Genomic DNA, 19,159 nt, shown 5'->3' on the forward strand with positions numbered 1-19,159 from the left:
TCACCTCACATAAAATCTCTTGGTGTATGGAAATGATCTTGTGAACTCAACATCTCTTGAAAACAACAGTCTTATATCATCAATGCCATATACAACCATAGCCAATCTCTCTACACCCATACCCCAAGCACCAACAGGAGCATCAACACCAAGAATCTCAAGAACCTCTGGTCTAAACATTCCAGCACCAAAAACCTCTATCCATCCATAGCCAGGGACATAGCCATAGCCCTCAACACTTGGCTCAGTAAATGGAAAGTAAGCTGGTTTGAATTTGAACTTTTCTATTCCTATTGATCGAAGAATTTGCGCTAGCAAACCCAGAAGTTTTCTGAAGTTGAAATCTTTTTCCATTATAACCCCATCAAAATTTGTAAACTCTGGTGAGTGTCTAGGATCTGGGTTATCTCTTCTGAAAACTCTTGCAATTGTGTAAAGTCTTGCAGGAGGTTTTCTACCAATTAAGTACCTAGCTGTAACAGCTGTTGTATGTGATCTTAGTATGAGCTTCGATGCTTTTTCATATGACCACTTATATCTCCAGCCAGTGCTTCCACAAAAACCACCTACCTCATGAACTCTTCTAGTTCTCTCAACAACATCGCTATACATAGACAAATCAGCATATCCATCAACAACAAGAATATCGTGAATATCTCTCGATGGGTGGTCCTGAGCCTGGAAAAGAATGTCGAAATTCCAAAGCTCTGGAATTATGTAATCATCTTTCACTTCCTCAAAACCAAGATCCTCCATAACATCTCTTATCATGTCAACAAAATCCTTGAAAAAGTGTCTCTTTCCTGGATATATCAATGGCGGCAAAGCCTCTAGGTTGTAGGCTTTAAAAACATAGTTTTTCCAATTACCAGATGCAATCATCTCATGTGTAAGCTTTGAAGCAACAGGTTTTTGCATGACTAGTTTCAAAGCTTCTTGATATGGTATAGCAAGTTTCACAATTCTTTGCTTGGTTACCGAAATGTTTATGAGTTTTCTTTTAACAAGTTCTTGAAAAACATCGCTGTTTCTAATACTTTCATCAACTTCCTTACCATTTGCAAATAATGCAAGTATTTCTCTATGTTTAGTTAGAGGTACAAAGCTTTGAAACTTGGCAACACCCCTCTCAATTCTTATCCAACCCCTTCTAACAGCCCAGCTAATTCCTATAGATGCTACAAACTCTCCTAGAAACTTCCTAATCTCCTCTATAGATGCTGAGCCTCCATGTTCTTGAATAAACTTAGCAACTTTTTCTTCAGGTAATGCCTCTAGATATGAAAGACCTTCTTCAGATGTTTTTGCAATGAGAATACTCTTCTCAGCAACTTCAACAATTCCCTTAGACTTTAAAAGCTCTACTATAGATGATAAACCCTCTTCACTGAGACTAGTCACTCTAGCTAGTTCACCAAAATCAACATCTCTATTCAATTCAACAATTTTCTTCAGTACATCAAGTTCACTTTTAGATAACTGAGCTTCTAAAACAATTACAGTCACACCACACAAAACTGTTTTGCTATTAAACATAGTATCTTTAATAAAAAGGCATTTTATGCTTTATTGCTACAAGAAATATAAGTTATGAATGCTATATCAACCAGCTGAGTTTTAGCTAAAACAGCTGAAATAAGGCGATGAATCTACATGTCTGCAAAGCTCTCTCCAAATCTCCTATCAAAATATGTGCTTAGCAGAGTTGGTGTTGTAGATCCTTCTGTTGTGGTGGGGCCCTCTATTGGAGAGGATGCAGCAATTATTGATCTGGGAAGCGATAGTGTTTTAGTTGTTCATGCGGATCCAATAACTGGTGCTGTTGAGAATATTGGTTGGCTTGCAATTCACATTGCTTGTAACGATATTGCTGTTAGAGGTGCTAAACCCAAGTGGCTAGTAACTGTTTTGCTTTTGCCACATTCAGAAAATGAGGATAAGAATGAGGAACTTCTAGATTCCATTACTAAGCAAATGAGTGAAGCAGCTAAAGAGGTTGGTGCAATGATTGTTGGGGGACACAGTGAATTCACAGTAGATATTTCAAGGCCAATAATATCTGTGACTGCCATGGGCATTGCGAAGAAGGGCAGCTATGTTACCACAGGTGGTGCTAGAGTTGGCGACGTTGTTTTAATGACTAAGACTGTTGCTGTTGAAGGAACAGCAATACTTGCAGCAGACTTTAGAGATGTTTTGCTTGAAATGGGTGTTTCAGAAACTGTTTTGGAAAGAGGAAGAAATTTCATTAAGAGAATAAGCGTTGTTAAAGAGGCTATAGCTCTTGCAGAAACTGGATTAGCAACATCTATGCATGATCCAACAGAAGGTGGTTTAATTGCTGGACTAGCTGAAATTGCTTATGCATCAAAAAAATCTATTGAGATTTGGGAAGAGAAAATACCAATAGCAGAAGAGACAATGGCCATAGTCAAAGCCCTTGGAATAGACCCTTTAAAACTCATAAGCTCTGGAACACTAGTTGCGACAATACATCAAGACAAAGCTGATGAAGCTATAAAACTACTTCAAAACATTGGAGTAGAAGCAGCTGTTATAGGCAAGGTTACAGAGCCAAAAGATTTTTACGTAGCTATTCATAGAAGAAGTGGCCAAGTAGAAAAAATTAAAGATGTGTATGTAAAAGACGAGCTATATGATGCGTGGAAGCGTTTCAAATCCCATAGAAGCTAAGGTGATATCAATACCAAATCCCAAGACATAGATGAAAACTGTAGAAAGGCTATTAAGTTGCTTAAGAAACCTTAGTGATATGGAAATGATGAAAACGGCTGTGAGCGGATGCGCAAAGAATTTCGAAAATAACTGGATTTGTTAAGCAATGATAAAATAGATGAAGAACCGTGTTTAAGCTGATTACTCAAAATAAATTTTGAAAATTTGTGGTAACATGGTTAGAATTAAGGCTTTGCATTTGCTTGGCCATGTTTATATATGTTAATGCTTTTCTATTGCTTTGCAAAACTCTTTTGCAAGCTCCTCATCTATTGCAACAAGATATATAGTTGTTAAAGGAACTCTTCTACTGCTCAAAAACTGCTTAATTGTATTCACCATAGCTTCTGCTGCTTGACTATATGATAACCCACCTACACCTGTGCCCATACCTGGAAAAGCTATAGACTTTACACCAAGTTCCAAAGCCTTTTCAAGAGCAGCTAAAACAGCTTTCGATACTTTATCAACTGTTGTTCTCATAGCTGGTTTCTCCATAGTTGGTGAATGAATAACATATTTAGCTGGTAACCTTCCAGCTGTTGTAGCAACAGCTTTTCCTATTGACACAGGAGCATATCTCATTGCCTCTTTCTCTATTTCCTCACCACCAACTCTCTTAATAGCACCAGCAACACCACCACCCATAACCATTAAGCTGTTAGCAGGATTAACAATAGCATCAACAACTAGCTTAGTAACATCCTCAATCAAAACCCTTAACACAACACCATAAAAAATAGAGCTACACAGTTCTTTCACAGGAAAACACCATAAATTTTGTATCGCCATAATCAATTTATTAAGTTTATCAAACAATTAATTTTGGAAGCAAGGCTAATGAGAAGCTAAGTCCATTGTTAAAACAACTGATTTGTGTAACGATGCACATATATGTTCGTAAATACATTTCTAGATTTAGCAAAAATGTTTTGTAGTGGCGAAGTTTGTTGAAGAGCCTTAAACTACTTGTTGACTGGATTGAAAAAGCAGATATTTTTCTATCTGATGCTGAGAAGCATTTAGCTGAGGGTCACTATTGGCTGGTTTGTTTTGAGTCTCACCAAGCTGCTGAGCTCTATCCCAAATCTCTTATAGTCTCTGCTACAGGTTTTCATCCCTATACACATGATCTTTTGGAACTTGTAGATGCGTTAAAAAGTATTGGTATAAATGTTGAAGAAGATATTGTAATTGCAAGTGATTTGCTAACACCACACTATACATTATCTAGATACCCAGGTAGAAAAACAATTAAGTATAATAGAGAAAGGGCTGAGAGATGTTTGGGTTCTGCTAAGAAAGTTGTTGAGTGGGTGAAGAGGGTTGCAGACCCATAGTATTGGCTATGAAATTCTTAGAAAAGTGTATAGAAAGGTTGTTGAAAGAGATGAAATGTTTAAAAGATTTGTAGAAAGGCTTTGTGTAAGTGGTCTTGCTGATGAGGTTTACCTAGTTGGTTCCAGGGCTCGTGGAGACAATTCCTCTTCCAGTGATTATGATATTGTGGTTGTTGTTAATGAGGATGATGTGCTTGGTGTTGTAGAGAAGATAGCAATGCTTAGGAAAGAGGCTGTACCAGTAGATGTGGTGGTTCTTAGAAAAGAGGATTTGAAGGATCCAATATATAGAGAGATGCTGATGTATAAGAAGAAGCTGTGCTAGTATAGCATTTTGTTTAATTGAGTTTGTTTGATTACGTCATGATAGCAACATACTTAATATCCTCTAATAAATAAAATAAGTGTTGAAATATGCAAAGAGCTTCAAATTAAGTTAGAATCTGTGTTTACATAGGTTGTTGTTGATGAGTATTAAAGCTTTGAGGATTAGAGTTACGGGTATTGTTCAAGGTGTTGGCTTTAGACCATTTGTTTATAGACTTGCTACTAGGCTTGGTCTCAAAGGCTATGTTGTTAATTTGGGTGGTAGTGAAGTTGAGATTTTTGTTGAAGGTGATGAAAATTCTTTGAAGTTTTTTGTTGAGAGAATTTCTGTTGAGAAACCTCCTAATGCTAGAATTGATAAGGTTTTTGTTGAGTGGATTGAGCCCATAGGTTTTAAAGAGTTTCTTATTAGGGAAAGTGGTTCTCAACAGATTCTAAGAAGTGTTATACCACCGGATATAGGTATTTGTAGCGATTGTGTTAGAGAAATTCTTGATTCTGGCTCAAGATTCTATAGATACTATTGGAATAGCTGTGTTAACTGTGGACCAAGATTCTCAATGATGTTTAGAACACCTTACGATAGAGAAAACACGTCCATGGCTGTGTTTAGGCTTTGTGAAAAATGCGAAGCTGAGTATAGAGATCCAAGCAATGTTAGAAGGTTTCATGCACAAGGCATTAGCTGCCCTGTTTGTGGCCCAAAAACATTTGTTTTCGACTCAAGTGGTAGAAGAATAGATGTTGATGACATAGTTTCATTTGTTGCTAAAAAGATTTTGGAGGGGCATATAATAGCTATTAAAGGTGTTGGAGGATACCACATAGCATGTCTAGCATCTCGTGACGATGTTGTTTTAGAGCTTAGAAAGAGGAAGAGAAGACCAACACAACCATTTGCTGTTATGGCAAGAGACTATAAAGTTGTTGAGGATATTGCAGTGCCTTTTCCAGAAGCTAGAGAGCTTCTAGAGTCTCCCCAGAGACCAATAGTTATATTGCCGAAGAAGAGAGATTCAAAGCTTTCAGAATATGTTTCCCCTGGTTTATCAACAGTTGGTGTTATGCTTCCATACACAGGTTTTCAAGTGTTGTTGCTAAGAGAAATTCCGGATGGCTTCTTGATAATGACTAGTGGCAATGTCCATGGAGAGCCAATGTGTACAAACATTACCTGTGTTTTTGAAAAGCTTAGAGATGTTGTGGATTATGTTGTTGAGCATGAGAGGGAAATTGTTCATAGAGTTGATGATAGTGTTATAAGGTTTTCTGATGGAGAGCCAGTGTTTCTTAGAAGAGCAAGGGGTTATGCACCTGAGTGGATAGAGCTTCCATTCAATGTTGCTGAATCCATTGCTGTTGGAGCAGAACTTCAAACAGCTGGTGCAGTAGCTTTTGAAAACAAAGTTGTTTTAACACAATACATAGGCGATGTTGATGAACCTGCCCAGCTAGATGATCTTAGAAAAGAGCTTCTATGGTTTGCAAAAATCTATGGGCTAAAGCCAAGTGTTGTTGCAGCTGATATGCATCCCAACTACCATAATAAGAGGATTGCAGTTGAGTTTTCAAAAGAGTTTGGAGCTGAGTATATAGAGATTCAGCATCATCATGCACACATAGCTTCTGCAATGGCTGAGCATGGTGTTGGAGAAGATGAGAATGTTGTTGGCATAGCTATTGATGGAACAGGCTATGGTGTTGATGGTGGTATATGGGGTGGGGAGGTTATGATAGCAAGCTATACTAACTTCAAAAGAACTGGTAGTCTACAGCCATTTACTCTTCCAGGTGGAGATTCGGCAGCACTCTATCCTGTGAAACCCCTAATATCATTGTTTGTATTAGCTGGTTACAGCGAGGAGGAGGTTATTAAGTACCTAGAGAAAGAGGGCCTCATAAAATCATTACCATATGGAGCCAAGGAAGCTGCTATAACGTATAGACTTGCTAAGAGTGGTAGAGGAGCTGTTGTAACGAGCATGGGAAGAACTTTAGATGCTTTTTCAGCTCTTTTGAATGTGTGCACACTTAGAACATATGAAGGTGAGCCACCAATAAAGCTAGAAGCTTTAGCTGATAGTGGAAACTATTTGGATTACTATCCAAAGATAAAGCATTTCAATGGTAGACTAGTTGTTGATGTTGTTGACATGCTTAACTGGGTTCTTAGCAACATGGATAAAAGGAAAAGCGATTTAGCAGCAACAGTTCTTAGGTCTCTAGGCATTGGACTAGGTCTAATAGCTTTGGAGAGTGTAAAGGGTTTGAGAAACACTAAAAACTTTGTTGTTTGTAGTGGTGGATCAGCTGTAAATACACACATTATTAGAGGTATTAAACATGCTTTGAAGAGTGGGGAGATAGGTGTTAAGCTTCCACGAAAAACTCCTCCAGGTGATGGAGGTATTGCCCTAGGGCAAATTGTTATAGTCTCTTCAAAGGTGAGTAAACATGGTTAGTGAAATGCAAAACAGCGAACATAGTGAGTTGAGTAATTTCCTCAAAGTTGTTAATAAGATTGAAAGTGCTTTTAGAGAGAATAGAGAGCTTGTTTCAATAATTCTAAAGAAGATTATGGAATATTCCAAGAAGCTTGAAGAAGCTTATGGAAAAGAATTCAAGTTTAAAATAATGAACTTTTGCGGAACGCATGAGTGGACAATTACACACTTTGGTATTAGAAGTCTTGTACCAAAAAACATAGAGCTTGTTGCAGGTCCCGGTTGCCCGGTTTGTGTAACCCCCTCATATTTTATTGAAGAGGCTATAAAACTTGCTTTGGATGGTTTCACCATTTACACATATGGCGATACCTATAGGCTTAGAACAGTGAATAGTGTAAGGGGATATAATTCTCTAAGCGATGTTAGAAGCGATGGCGATGTGAAAATTGTTACAAGTTTTGCAGAAGCCATAGCCGATGCTAGGAGAAGTGGTAGGGAATCTGTATTTATTGGAATAGGCTTTGAAACTGTTGCTCCAGGCTATGCCTCAGCAATTATAAGAGGTATTGTACCAGAAAATCTAAAGATTATGAGTCTTGTCAAGCTTACACCACCAGCAATGTTCTACACATTGGAGATACTGAGGGAGAAGCCAACAGAACCACCAGTAATGGGTGTTATAGCACCTGGTCATGTATCAACAATTACTGGGGCAAAGGCATGGGCTGTTGTATCTGAAAACTATGGCATTCCAGTTGTTATCTCTGGTTTTGAGCCCATCGATGTTCTTCTATCAATTCTAGAAATTTTGAAGCAGCTTGTAAAAGGAGAGGCAAAAACGGTTATAGAATATAAAAGAGCTGTTACATGGCATGGGGATGTAAGAGCACAGAGAATTGTGGCGAAAGCCTTTAGAGTTGTTGATGATGCTTGGAGAGGCATAGGATTTTTGCCTGAAAGCGGCTTAAGACTTAGAGAAGAGTATAGAAAAATTGATGCTTTTGCAGAGATTGGGGTAGAGGATTTGAAACCCGATAAATGGGTTTATGACCTTCCACCAGGTTGTAGATGTGCAGAGGTGACACTTGGAAAAGCGAAGCCAACTGACTGCCCACTTTTCATGAGGATTTGTACACCAAGCAAACCCTATGGACCATGTATGGTGTCTTTGGAGGGGGCATGCGCTATATGGGCTAGATTTGGAAGTGGTGGTTTAGCAGATGAGATAGCAAAGGATCTTGGTTTACAATAACTTATTAGTATCGTATTTAATACTGTATTATAAATGTTAGCAAAGTTAAGCTTATTTGTTGAATAGTTTGTGAACTATAAATGTGAATGTGATTTGTGATGTGCTGGGGAGTGCCAGCAGTTGTACTTAGCGTTGATTTTGATAACATGATTGCTAGAGTTGATTATGGAGATGGCATTGCTAGAGAGGTTCTCATAGGCATAGATGGTGAAAGAGTTTCTAGAGGCGATATAGTAATGGTTCATGCAGGTGTTATAATATCTAAGCTTTCAAGTGATGCTGTAGAGGAGCATATAGAGTTTCTTAAGGATGTTTTGGGAGAGGATGCAAGCAAAGCAATCAAAGCCTATGAGTCTATTCTTGAACTTGCAAAGTCATTAAAGAAAGAGGTGTAGCATCAAATGGATAAGGTTTCTCTTGCTCATGGCTCAGGTGGTGTAGAAACTTTTGAGCTTTTGGAAAAGCTCATATTTAGTCGTGTTGAAAACAAGTTGAAGAGAGTTGAAAATGGGTTTGGAATAGATGTTTTAGATGATGGAGCAACAATACCTCTTCCAAGTGGAGAGCACATCGTTGTTTCAATTGATGCTTACACAGTTAATCCACCATTTTTCCCAGGGGGAAACATAGGTGTTTTAGCAGCTGCTGGCTCCATAAACGATGTTTTGATGATGGGTGGAAAACCCATTGCGATTCTAGACTCTATTGTTGTTGAGGAAGGGTTTCCAATAAATGATCTGGAAACAATTATCCAGTCTTTCCTAAATGTTTTGAGAAGTGAAAACATTGCTTTAATTGGTGGAGACTTCAAGGTTATGCCAAAAGGAAGCATAGACAAAATAGTTATAACAACAGCAGCTATAGGCATTGCTAAAAAGCCTATTGTTGACATGCCAAAACCCGGTGATAAAATAGTTGTTAGTGATTTTGTTGGTGATCATGGAGCTGTTATAATGCTTCTTCAAATGGGTTTAGAGAAAAGTGTTGAGGAATTTGAAAAAGGTCTTTTGAAAAGTGATGCAAAACCTCTTACAAAACTTATGATACCACTCATAGAGAAATATCGAAACTTCATCAACGCGGCTAGAGATCCGACAAGAGGTGGCTTAGCGGGCATATTGAATGAGTGGGCATCCAAATCTGGAAATGTTATTGTTGTTGACGAGTCCTCAATACCTGTAAGAGAAAGTGTTAAGAGGTATTCTGAAATGCTTGGAATAGACCCTCTATATCTTGCATCAGAAGGTGTTGCAGTGCTTTCTATTGATTCTAGTGTTGCTAACGAGGTTGTTGAGTATATGAAGAGCTTGGGCTTTGAAAATGCTAGAATCATTGGAGAGGTTAAATCAAGTGAGAAGTTCAGGGGATATGTTCTGTCCAAGACAAGAATTGGTGGATACAGAATTTTGGAGCCTCCAAGAGGCGAGCTAGTTCCAAGAATATGCTAGTTACTTGGTATCTGAATTGAGGAAACTCAAATTTAGAGAGGTCTTTGTTTCTAGAGATGGTTTTGCTGGTGCCAAAATAACATTCAACAAAACTGTTTTCTGCATTGATGTTCTCAACACCCAAAACTGTGACTATGCATTATATACCCATCTTCACCCAAGACACTTTCCAGGTTATGACAATGTAGATACAAGCAGAGTTGTTTCACCATCTATAGGATTCTTCAGAGTTAAACCAGGTGATGCTATTAGCATTGGAAATGTCAAGATTATTACTGTTGATGCATACAACATTAGTGAAACAGGTAAGGAACCTGCTCATCCAAAGGGGTTTGGCGTTGGATATATAATGAAATTTGATAATGCAATTGTTTATCACATGGGGGACACGGATTTCATTCCAGAAATTTTGAATCTCAAAACACCTATACACATTCTTTTCATTCCAATTGGCTGTGAAAATGTTTTATGTCCTGAGGAGGCTTTGGAGGTTGTTAAAAGTCTTAGACCATCGATTACCATACCAATTCATTATGTAGACAAAGGTTTTTTGCATACATTTAGATATATTGCACAGCCATATACACAGGTAGTTGTTTTGTAGAGAGGTGTTGATAATCAAATGGCTAAAGATGTTTTGGAAGAGATTTATAGTAGCGAGGAAGTTGTTCCACCTCTAATGAAGTGGAAGTATATTACTGTTAAAGAGTATGAGGCTATATACAGAAGCAGTATAGCTGATGTTGCACTGTTCTGGGGGGAAGAGGCTAAGAAGCTTGTTTGGACAAAGCCCTGGAGCAAAGTTGTTGATGGACAGCCACCAAATGCTAGATGGTTTGTTGGTGGAGAAATAAATGCTTATTACAACATTGTTGAAAAGCATAGAGATTCATGGATTTGGGGAAAACCAGCAATTATATGGGAGAATGAGCTTGGCGATGTGGAGGTGGCAACATATGAGGATCTGCACAATCTTGTTAGTAGATTGGCTGGTGCTTTGAAGAGTTTTGGTGTTAAAGCTGGTGACTGGATAGCTATATATGCATCACCAACAATAGAGTCACTAGCGGTGATGCTAGCTGCTATAAAAATTGGGGCACCATTTGAAGCTATATTCACTGGTTTTGGTTTTTATGAAGTTGCTAAAAGAATTGCTAGTAGAAAACCAAAAGTTTTTGTTGTTTCAGATGGGTTCTACAGAAGAGGAAAAGTTGTTGATACACTATCAGTTGCTAGAAAGGCTTTGGATTATTCAAATCATAGATGCACAACAATAGTTATTGAGAAAACTGGGTCTACAAGACTTAGAGAAAATGAGATTAGTTTTGATAATGTGAAGAATCTTGGCAAGGATTCAGAGGGTTTTACTGCACCTTCTAATCACCCTCTCTTTGGGCTTCACGTAGCTTACGAAGATGATTTCAAGCCTATTACACATGGTGTTGGTGGCTATCTAGTACAAACGTTTTCTACTAGCAAATGGATTGGTCTAAGACCACATGACACATATTTTTGTACTGTTTGGCCGGGATGGATAACGGGAATTACATATGTTGTTTTTGGCCCGTTGATGATTGGCTCAACAATTGTTTTATATGATGGAAGCTTCGACTATCCATCTGCTGATAGATGGTGGGATATTATAGAGAGATATGCAGTTACACTTTTTTTGACAACTGGATCAGCACTAAGAATACTGTCGAGGGCTGGGAATCAATATGTTAAAATACACAACATGGATACTCTAAAAGCTGTTTTAGTAACAGCTGAACCTCTTGAGACAAGTGTTTGGTGGTGGACTTACAGAGTTGTTGGAACTGGAAGCTCTCCAGCAATAACATCTATACCAGAAAAGCTCACTGGTAGAATACCAGTTATCAACATGTATATACAAAGCGAGTTAGCAACATTTGTAACTGGGAATCTAATAAACTACACCTTCACACCAATAACCCCTGGCTCTGTTGGAAAACCAATACCAGGATTCAGCATAGATGTTGTTGATGATTATGGGAAATCGGTTAGAGACTTGATTGGAGAGCTTGTGCTTAGAAGCCCATGGCCCTCAACACCTATTGAAGCTCCACAGGATTTTTGGAGCAGATGGGTAGAGGGATTCTATAGAACAGGCGACTATGCTTTGATGACCAGAAACCATACTGTTTTTGTTTTGGGTAGAAAAGACTGTGTTTTGAAGGTTAGTGGCTATAGGTTGAGTCCTGGAGCAGTAGAGAATGTTGTTAGAGAGGTTCTGAAGAAGAATGTTTTAGTTGTTGGAGCACCAGACAAAACAAGGTTTGAAGTGCCAATAGTTATAGCAAGTGAGAGTATGGATAAGGAGATTGTGAAGAAAATTGTAAGAGAGTATCTAGGGCCAATAATGGAGCCAGCAGATGTGAGGATAGAGATATTTGATGAGAAAAGTCCAAGAGGTTATGTGAGGAGAAGGTTTAAGGAAATGCTGTGGAATATAGCTGTTCAAGCAAAGGGTTGAGAAGTTGTATGGGTATGCATCTCAAGAGAAGCTCAAATTTCTTGCACCTCAAAAATCGGTGGTTTTTACAGCAACATTAATTGGATTTGTATACGCTCTATCCATAAACACCATTTACTACACGCAATACACTGTAGGTGCTATTGAGCTTGCAAGAAACATTCTTAATTTAAACCCTTTTGTAAATCCATGGTTTTGCTCAATAGGCTTATCAGATTTTGTTGAAGTTAGAGGAAAATGTGTTTTTGCAGGACCTCTTGGGCTTGGAATTGTTCTTGCGATACCAATTAGATTAGCAGATGCTTTAAGAGTTAAGGATTTAGTCTTTGGAGGATTTGCAATGGCTTTTTTCGGCACATTAACATTTCTTATTTCTATAGAGCTTTTTAGAACTATTCTTAAGGATGAGAAAAAGTCTTTGATACTATCAATTGTAAATGGGTTGGCAGGACCTCTCTACATTTACTCAACACACATTTTTCCCCAAGCACCTCTAGCATTCTTCTACACACTTCACACTCTGTCTCTTCTGAAGCTTGTTACTGAAAACAATTTGAGGTGGGTTTTTGTAGCAGGTTTCTCAGCATCTATGGCTATGTTGCTAGACCCATCAATGTTTATATCAATAACAGTAGTCTTTTTAGCAACTTTGGTTTGGCTATGCTTAAACGAATTAAATATTGGCAAAGGAGTTTACAAGACCTTGAAATATGCTTTTCTATACACCTTATCCGCAGCACCAATGACTCTCATACAATTGCTGTACAATTTGTATACAACTGGAAACGTTTTCACATTTCCTGAGCAGCTATACATAGAGAAAATAGGTGTTAACGGATTTGAGTTAAGCAATATTCCACATGGGCTTCTAATACAGCTTATAGATACTAGAAAAAGTCTCTTATCTCTATACCCCATATACATCTTCTCTCTTTTGGCCATGCCCAAAATGCTTAAAGCGGTAAATAAATATGAAAACCTTTTGCTTCTTCTATCAACAATCACTCCAATAATTGTATACTCAAGTTGGTATGATGCTGATGGTGGGCTTAGCTACGGCCCAAGATTCTTAACAACAATAACACCTCTTCTAATAATCCCAATTGGAATTGTGTTGAAGAAAAAGCGAGTTTCAATAGCCTTGGCAACTCTATCAATATACTCATTCACACAAAACATAGTTGTTGTTACATCAACTCCATATCCAAGCACCTTAGAAGATATGAAGCCACTTGAAAACCAGTTCATAACAGCATTGAACAAGTTTCTAAAGGGCTTTAGATCATCACTTATTTACAATATTCTGTTTTCATGTCTAGGCTCGGTTGATGCAACAACAATGTCGATTCTCATATTGGTGCTACTAGCTGCAACTTCAATGCTAGCAGCAATAAAAAATAGTAAAACAATTGATTGAAGCTATAAAACCATTTGCATAATGCACAATCCTTATAAACTTTTTAAATATTCTCTGCTTTTGAAGGGTTTTGAAGTGACTTCACAAATTCTGTCTCCAGAAGAGAAGGAGAGGTTTTTGAGAACTCTTGAAGTTGATAAAGAGTTTAGATATGCTGTTGCAGGTGCCATTGGTCTTTTAGAGATTTTGAGAAGACTAGACTCGATAGAAAGCAGAATTGAGGAGCATAGCAAAACTTTGCAAGAACATTCAAAAATTCTTGAAGATCATTCGAAGCGAATTGAAGAGCTTACAAAGAGAGTTGAGGAACTTACAAAAAGAGTTGAAGAGTTAACGAAGAGGGTTGAGCAGCATTCTAAAGTTCTTGAGAGACACTCCAAGGTTCTTGAGGAGCATTCGAAGAGGTTGGAGGAGCTTTCAAAGGCTGTTTATGAGCATTCCATTGTTCTTCGAGAACATGGTAAAAAGATTGATGTGCTTAGTGTTGCTATTGGATCTATTGGTAGGAGGATGGGTGTGGATTTGGAGAAGATGGTGTATAGCATCTATAGAGACATGTTGTTTGGTGTTGGTATAAGGGATGTTGATAAAATTGAGAAGTTTATATATGTTGATTCAGAGGGTAGATACTTTAAGAAGGGAACAAAGATTGAAGTTGATGTTTATGCTCATAATGATGAGGTTTATGTTATTGAGGTTAAGAGTCTGGTTGAGGAAGATGATGTTACATGGTTTAGCATAAAATGCGATGCTGTTTCAAACATACTTGGCAAGAAGATTAAAAGAAAAGTTATTGTGGCAATAAATGTTGTTAGAGAGGCTTTGGAGAAGGCAAAAGATCTTGGAATAGACATAATCTATGGTGCTGTGGTCGAGTAATAAGCAAATCACTTGTTTATGCTTTTAGCATTTAGCATTTGTTTAAGTAGTTTAGCAACATCTTCTGGATTGGTGAAAAGTTTTTCAGCAAGCTTTTGAGGAGACTCAGCTATTTGCAAAGCTTCTGCAATTGGTGTAAAAAGCTTTTCAGCAACAAGTTTTGCAGCCAGTGGTGTTTTGTATATGCTTAGCAAAATGTTTTTAACCTCATCAGGATTTTCAAACAAAAGGGTTACGCAATCCTTTTTACTATTCCTAATACACACAACCTCTAGATGCTGGTAAAGACCTGGTGCATAACTCCAGATTCTATTCTTAACAAAATCGCTAATAGTATATCTTTTAACATGTTGTGGAAGCCTCATCTTCCTACTTAGAGACTCGTACAGATTTGGATCCAAGTAAACAAAGCCAGCATCCCAATCAACAAAAGCAAACCTCGAAACAGCATCTCTAACAGCAGGTTTTGAAGCACCACACAAATCCAAAACCTGCTTAAGAAAACCCTTCCTAGCACCTCTAGCAATGAGAAGAGACAAGTACACAATCGAGGCAACTAAAACCCTTCTTCTCCTACCACTAAACCAAGTAGGAAAAACCTCAGCAACACTCTCCAAAACAAATCCACAAATATTTAAAACACCAAACCTAGAACACAAAACCTCTAAATCACTTCTAACATCAGCTAAAACATTAGCAAGCCAAACAACATCATCACCCATCAAATACTCACCAAAAAGTATAGGAAAGTTTTATAAACTGGGAAAACTTAAAAACTTTTCACAAAATCATGAACAAATGAAAACCTTCTATAAACATTCAATGCAAACACAAAGAGTTTATAAGAAAAAGCTTTAAAAAACCTGCCCAGAATATAAAATCTACCCAGAAAAACAAATGGGTGAAGCAAATGGATAGAGCCCTACTACTAACAGCAATAAGCATACTAGCAGCTGCATTCATAGCGGCAAGCGTATTCGCATACTATCCACTAAAGCTAGTAGTTCAGCCAGTGACACCACCAATAACATTTGTACCAGGTACCAATGCTAACAAAAGTGATTTGGGCTCTACTGATTTGGGTTCTAGCAATACAATTACTGTGAGCCTTGGTAAAAACAGCACATCTGCTGAGATAACAATTCATCCAACATATCATACAACATACTATAAGAACGTAATGATGATAGTAAATAATGATACCAAAGCATATAATGTGTCGTTAGTGGTAGATACAGTTAGTAATAACCTACCCCCAGGCTCCAAAGTCTATATGATAGTATTTAGTAGTGGTGCTAGCAGAAGTTTGTCTGCATCATATCCAGAGCCAGGTTTGCCATCTAGCTATGTTAGGGTGATAAATCTAACGAATATAAGAACCAGGACATCAAAATGGATACAGTGGCTTGATGCAAATAGTATTTGGGAGATTGATTTCATGGTTTACATACCTGAGGGAGCTAGCCTAACAGATGCATCTGCAACATTTGGTATGCACTTAGTGTATTCGCCATCTGAAGAGACTCCTCCATAGCCATTAAATATTAAGTGAAATAAGTGAAATATATGTTTAAAACTAAAAAAGATTTTTTTAAGCTGGTTCGTATCCTCTCAATTTTATCTACTGTTTTTCTTGTTGTTTTTACTGTGTTGTTTCTTTTCACATTTCTTGCTAGAACAAATATTGTTTGTTTGTTTGGTGCTGCAATTGTTTATTCTGATAGTATGGAGCCTTCTATTCACAGATTCGACATGGTTGTTTTTGTTAGAGGTGTTTATTCTACTGGTGATGTTGTTGTTTATTGTTTGAATCCAAGTTTTTGTGTTGTTCACAGATATGTTGGTGATTGTCCAAGCAATAACTGTATAGTTACTAAGGGTGATGCTAATCCTGCTCCAGACCCACCTGTTTCCAGAAACATGGTTAAGGGTGTTGCAATAGCTGTTATTCCAAGGTTTCTCTGGATCCCTATTTTCACATTCTCAATTATTTACTCCCTAGCCTCAGTTGCCAGAACAAGAATTGTTGGCATTAGCTCTGCTTTTACATATGCAACAATTTTGCTTTTTATAATGAGTATCTATGTTTTTGTTCAGCCAGTTTCCAGTACTCCTACAGTTGTTGCACCTCCACTTCTATACCTTTCAAATGCTTTCTTCGATTCAAATACATGCAGCATTGTTATTAGGTATACCGGCAATATTCAAATAACTAATGCAACAGCTTTTGTTCTAGGCTCAAAGTTTTTCACATTCTTTAACTCAACTCATGTTATTACATATCCTAGTCGAGAACTTGTTGGCAGTGTTTATGAGAAATCTGGAGAATTGAATGTATCTGTTTGGGCTTCTATAAACAGCATAGCTACTCTTGTTGGAAACTACAAGGTTAAGGTTTTTGGAGAGCCTCTGGAAATAGAGGTTGCTAACAATTCTCTTGTTGTTAGAAACCCAAATTGCTTTCCAATGCACATAAACATATCTTTTCAGTATGCCTATGGTGTTGGGGAGAGCTGGAAATACACAAACACATCAACAATTATTTTAAATGGTTTTGAAGAAAGAGTTTTGCAACCACCAGCTGGAAGCAGATTTGCATATGCTGATATATTCTATATTGTGTGGGGTGAGAAGAGGTGGCAGAGGGTAGTAGTGAGATATGGCTAAACCTTGATGAGATTCTCAACAATCTTATTCCAAAGAAGCTGAGAATAGTTATAGCTGTTGGTGGTGCTATAGATGTTCTCATCTCCATAATCTATCTCTATATTCTTCTCCAGCCACAGCTAACATTTTCTGGTTTTCTACAAGGCTACATAGCTCTCACAGGCTACAGCATAAAGTTTGCTGCAAATGGAAACAGCATCTACATGACCAATATAGATGCCGTTAGAATTGTTTCAATAGCAACAGTTTTCTATGTTCTTGCACTGCTTATAACATCAATAGCCTTAGTCGCCATAGTGAAGAGAAAACCCGTTTCAGCAGCAGCACTAGCCTATGGAACTGCACTATCATTAGTGATAACAAGTGGTGTTATCAGGTATTTGACACAGGCCTTCTGGGTTGATGCATCAAAAATACTTTCACTCATCCAAAGAAACAACAACGGTGTGTTGAGAATCACTACATCAGCTGGTGTAATAGAGTTTAGAGGAGTTGAAGCAACAGAAACAATTGCATATAAAATACTGTTTAGATATCCACAAACAATTTTAGTAATTCTCACAATAGCTGTTGTAGTATCGCTAGCCTCAGTAACATGGATAATATACATATATGGAAAACATATAGAAGCAAGAAGAAAACTATCAAATGCTTCAAGCACAACAGGAAATGCTAAAAGCATTACAAAAATAGTGAAAACAGCTGTGATACCAGTGGCGATAGCTATGCTGATAATGCTAAATGCAATGGCAAGCGTATTCGCATACTATCCACTAAAGCTAGTAGTTCAGCCAGTGACACCACCAATAAAATTCATTGCCCCGCCAACAACATACTGCATAAACATTGCTAAAACAAGCAGAGGGGCTATAGCATACACAGACTTTGAGTGGGGAACAATACCAGGCAACTGGACTGTTGTCAGTGGTGATTGGTCTGTTTCTTCAATTGGATACAAAGGTCAAGCACTAAGTGGCGCAGACACAAAGAGAAAACGCGATTATGCATTTATCTATGAAAACTCTGATACAGTTTATAGCTACAATAGTCTATGGATCTCTGTAAAAACAAAGCTAACAAGTGGTGGTGGCTACTACGGCATAGCCATAGCTGATAATACATTAAATAATATTTATTTTATAGCAATTGATAGTACCTCAAGGTCTTTGGGAATATATACATATACAAGTACTTGGAGTGTGGTTGGCACCCCCTCAATGATACCAAACTATAATAGCAACAATTGGTATGTTTTAGTTGTTAACTATACCTATACCTATAGCTCTGTGGCACAAACACTTAGCATCCGTGCCAGAGTCTATGATGTTAATGGTAATTTATTAAGCATTGTAACATATACAGCAACTGACGTTAGTTGGACACCTTATTATATTGGTCTAGTAGTGCGCGATGTAAAAAAAGCTGGATTACCTTCAGCTCTTTTCGATGACTATATACTATCGACTACTGATCCCAGGGCAATAACCATACAGAATACGGTGCCGGGCTACAGCGTTTCAGTTTTTGATAATCTTGGCAACCTAGTTAATTCAACTGTTGCATCATCAACAACTACTCGATTGGGTGTTGTACCTGATATTGTTGTTGGTACTGGTGTTGATGGGAGAATAGTTATTTACTATCCTGATGGTGCTGTGTGCAGTGTTTACAATTCGCCAGATGCTATTCTGGGTGGAGACACATACTCTGTTAATCTCGGTACTTTGAGTTATGTTATTGGATCTAGCTCAACCTCCTTAACAGTTTCTGCGAAAATATCTTCGAGTAGCACATCGTTTACTGGCACTGTCTTTCTTTCGATAGTTAATGTGGATTCTAAGAAGTATTATGTTAGGCTATTGCTTGATGCTAGCAGTAGTTCTGTTGCCATATTAACAGCTAATGTCACACTTTACAATGCCACAAAATACTTTTCAACACCAATTAGAGTTGTTGGTGGGGTAGTTGTGTCTAGTTCAACAAGCTGGGTTGTTATGGGTGCAAACACTAAAGTGAATGCTAGTTTTATTGGCTACGCTACTCAAGCGGGTCAAGGATATTTGAATATGCTTTTAGAGTATTGCACTCTTCCAAATGAGCAGGGGGCATGTGTTTACTACCCAGTTAAACTCTCATTCTCCACATAGCTTAC

17 protein-coding genes are annotated in these 19,159 nt (G+C 37.8%); 14 read left to right on the top strand and 3 right to left on the bottom strand.

The window, feature by feature from the left end:
• Complete coding sequence (gene pheS / locus QPL79_RS05070) at window positions 1-1,506, bottom strand: phenylalanine--tRNA ligase subunit alpha (protein ID WP_285273701.1); 1,506 nt, start codon at window positions 1,504-1,506, stop codon at window positions 1-3.
• 147 nt (window positions 1,507-1,653) lie between these two features.
• Here pheS and QPL79_RS05075 point away from each other — a divergent pair, with 147 nt between their 5' ends.
• Window positions 1,654-2,694, top strand: a complete 1,041-nt coding sequence (locus tag QPL79_RS05075) for an AIR synthase family protein (RefSeq protein ID WP_285273702.1) — start codon at window positions 1,654-1,656, stop codon at window positions 2,692-2,694.
• Window positions 2,695-2,958: 264 nt separating this feature from the next.
• Here QPL79_RS05075 and QPL79_RS05080 read toward each other — a convergent pair whose 3' ends face one another.
• Window positions 2,959-3,498 (bottom strand): macro domain-containing protein, encoded by a 540-nt coding sequence (locus QPL79_RS05080; RefSeq protein ID WP_285273703.1) that lies wholly within the window; start codon window positions 3,496-3,498, stop codon window positions 2,959-2,961.
• Window positions 3,499-3,686: 188 nt separating this feature from the next.
• Between QPL79_RS05080 and QPL79_RS05085 the strand changes: the two genes are divergently transcribed.
• The 10 genes from QPL79_RS05085 (at window position 3,687) to QPL79_RS05130 (ending at window position 14,340) form a co-directional block, all read left to right on the top strand.
• Window positions 3,687-4,076 carry a HEPN domain-containing protein gene (locus QPL79_RS05085; protein ID WP_285273704.1) on the top strand — a complete coding sequence of 130 codons (390 nt, stop codon included), beginning with the start codon at window positions 3,687-3,689 and terminating at the stop codon, window positions 4,074-4,076.
• Window positions 4,063-4,401 (top strand): nucleotidyltransferase domain-containing protein, encoded by a 339-nt coding sequence (locus tag QPL79_RS05090; protein ID WP_285273705.1) that lies wholly within the window; start codon window positions 4,063-4,065, stop codon window positions 4,399-4,401. Before QPL79_RS05085 ends, QPL79_RS05090 begins: the two co-directional genes overlap by 14 nt.
• Window positions 4,402-4,543: 142 nt before the next feature.
• The gene (hypF, locus tag QPL79_RS05095; protein WP_285273706.1) at window positions 4,544-6,865 is read left to right on the top strand and encodes a carbamoyltransferase HypF; all 2,322 of its coding nucleotides are present in this window, start codon (window positions 4,544-4,546) and stop codon (window positions 6,863-6,865) included.
• A 4-nt stretch (window positions 6,866-6,869) separates the two neighbouring features.
• Window positions 6,870-8,102, top strand: a complete 1,233-nt coding sequence (gene hypD / locus QPL79_RS05100; RefSeq protein ID WP_438839352.1) for a hydrogenase formation protein HypD — start codon at window positions 6,870-6,872, stop codon at window positions 8,100-8,102.
• A gap of 110 nt (window positions 8,103-8,212) precedes the next feature.
• On the top strand, window positions 8,213-8,497 hold the full coding sequence (locus tag QPL79_RS05105; protein ID WP_285273708.1) for a HypC/HybG/HupF family hydrogenase formation chaperone: 285 nt from the start codon (window positions 8,213-8,215) through the stop codon (window positions 8,495-8,497).
• 6 nt (window positions 8,498-8,503) lie between these two features.
• On the top strand, window positions 8,504-9,550 hold the full coding sequence (gene hypE / locus QPL79_RS05110) for a hydrogenase expression/formation protein HypE (RefSeq protein ID WP_285273709.1): 1,047 nt from the start codon (window positions 8,504-8,506) through the stop codon (window positions 9,548-9,550).
• 16 nt (window positions 9,551-9,566) lie between these two features.
• Entirely contained in the window at window positions 9,567-10,154 is a 588-nt protein-coding gene (locus tag QPL79_RS05115; protein ID WP_285273710.1) for an MBL fold metallo-hydrolase, read from the top strand.
• A gap of 18 nt (window positions 10,155-10,172) precedes the next feature.
• Complete coding sequence (locus QPL79_RS05120; RefSeq protein WP_285273711.1) at window positions 10,173-12,044, top strand: AMP-binding protein; 1,872 nt, start codon at window positions 10,173-10,175, stop codon at window positions 12,042-12,044.
• A gap of 4 nt (window positions 12,045-12,048) precedes the next feature.
• Window positions 12,049-13,461 carry a hypothetical protein gene (locus QPL79_RS05125; protein WP_285273712.1) on the top strand — a complete coding sequence of 471 codons (1,413 nt, stop codon included), beginning with the start codon at window positions 12,049-12,051 and terminating at the stop codon, window positions 13,459-13,461.
• 75 nt (window positions 13,462-13,536) lie between these two features.
• Window positions 13,537-14,340: a PD-(D/E)XK nuclease family protein gene (locus QPL79_RS05130; RefSeq protein WP_285273713.1), complete on the top strand. Its 804-nt coding sequence runs from the start codon at window positions 13,537-13,539 to the stop codon at window positions 14,338-14,340.
• A gap of 8 nt (window positions 14,341-14,348) precedes the next feature.
• Here the strand turns inward: QPL79_RS05130 and QPL79_RS05135 are convergent, their stop codons facing one another.
• Window positions 14,349-15,062 carry a hypothetical protein gene (locus QPL79_RS05135; RefSeq protein ID WP_285273714.1) on the bottom strand — a complete coding sequence of 238 codons (714 nt, stop codon included), beginning with the start codon at window positions 15,060-15,062 and terminating at the stop codon, window positions 14,349-14,351.
• A 188-nt stretch (window positions 15,063-15,250) separates the two neighbouring features.
• Here QPL79_RS05135 and QPL79_RS05140 point away from each other — a divergent pair, with 188 nt between their 5' ends.
• Genes QPL79_RS05140 through QPL79_RS05150 form a run of 3 tightly spaced genes read left to right on the top strand, consistent with a single transcriptional unit; the run spans window position 15,251 to window position 19,154 of the window.
• A complete protein-coding gene (locus QPL79_RS05140) occupies window positions 15,251-15,874 on the top strand; it encodes a hypothetical protein (protein ID WP_285273715.1) in 624 nt (207 codons plus the stop codon).
• A 32-nt stretch (window positions 15,875-15,906) separates the two neighbouring features.
• Window positions 15,907-17,007 carry a signal peptidase I gene (locus QPL79_RS05145; RefSeq protein WP_285273716.1) on the top strand — a complete coding sequence of 367 codons (1,101 nt, stop codon included), beginning with the start codon at window positions 15,907-15,909 and terminating at the stop codon, window positions 17,005-17,007.
• The gene (locus QPL79_RS05150) at window positions 16,977-19,154 is read left to right on the top strand and encodes a hypothetical protein (RefSeq protein WP_285273717.1); all 2,178 of its coding nucleotides are present in this window, start codon (window positions 16,977-16,979) and stop codon (window positions 19,152-19,154) included. The genes QPL79_RS05145 and QPL79_RS05150 overlap by 31 nt, the downstream gene beginning before the upstream one ends.
• Window positions 19,155-19,159: the final 5 nt, after the last annotated feature.

The organism is Ignisphaera cupida (assembly GCF_030186535.1).
Taxonomy (GTDB): Archaea; Thermoproteota; Thermoprotei_A; order Sulfolobales; family Ignisphaeraceae; genus Ignisphaera; species Ignisphaera cupida.

Excerpts from the sequence above, each read along its gene's own strand:
- QPL79_RS05120 (WP_285273711.1), top strand. The coding sequence starts at position 10,173 with ATGGCTAAAGATGTTTTGGAAGAGATTTATAGTAGCGAGGAAGTTGTT.
- QPL79_RS05135 (WP_285273714.1), bottom strand. The coding sequence starts at position 15,062 with ATGGGTGATGATGTTGTTTGGCTTGCTAATGTTTTAGCTGATGTTAGA.
- QPL79_RS05140 (WP_285273715.1), top strand. The coding sequence starts at position 15,251 with ATGGATAGAGCCCTACTACTAACAGCAATAAGCATACTAGCAGCTGCA.
- QPL79_RS05145 (WP_285273716.1), top strand. The coding sequence starts at position 15,907 with ATGTTTAAAACTAAAAAAGATTTTTTTAAGCTGGTTCGTATCCTCTCA.
- hypF (WP_285273706.1), top strand. The coding sequence starts at position 4,544 with ATGAGTATTAAAGCTTTGAGGATTAGAGTTACGGGTATTGTTCAAGGT.
- QPL79_RS05075 (WP_285273702.1), top strand. The coding sequence starts at position 1,654 with ATGTCTGCAAAGCTCTCTCCAAATCTCCTATCAAAATATGTGCTTAGC.
- hypD (WP_438839352.1), top strand. The coding sequence starts at position 6,870 with ATGCAAAACAGCGAACATAGTGAGTTGAGTAATTTCCTCAAAGTTGTT.
- hypE (WP_285273709.1), top strand. The coding sequence starts at position 8,504 with ATGGATAAGGTTTCTCTTGCTCATGGCTCAGGTGGTGTAGAAACTTTT.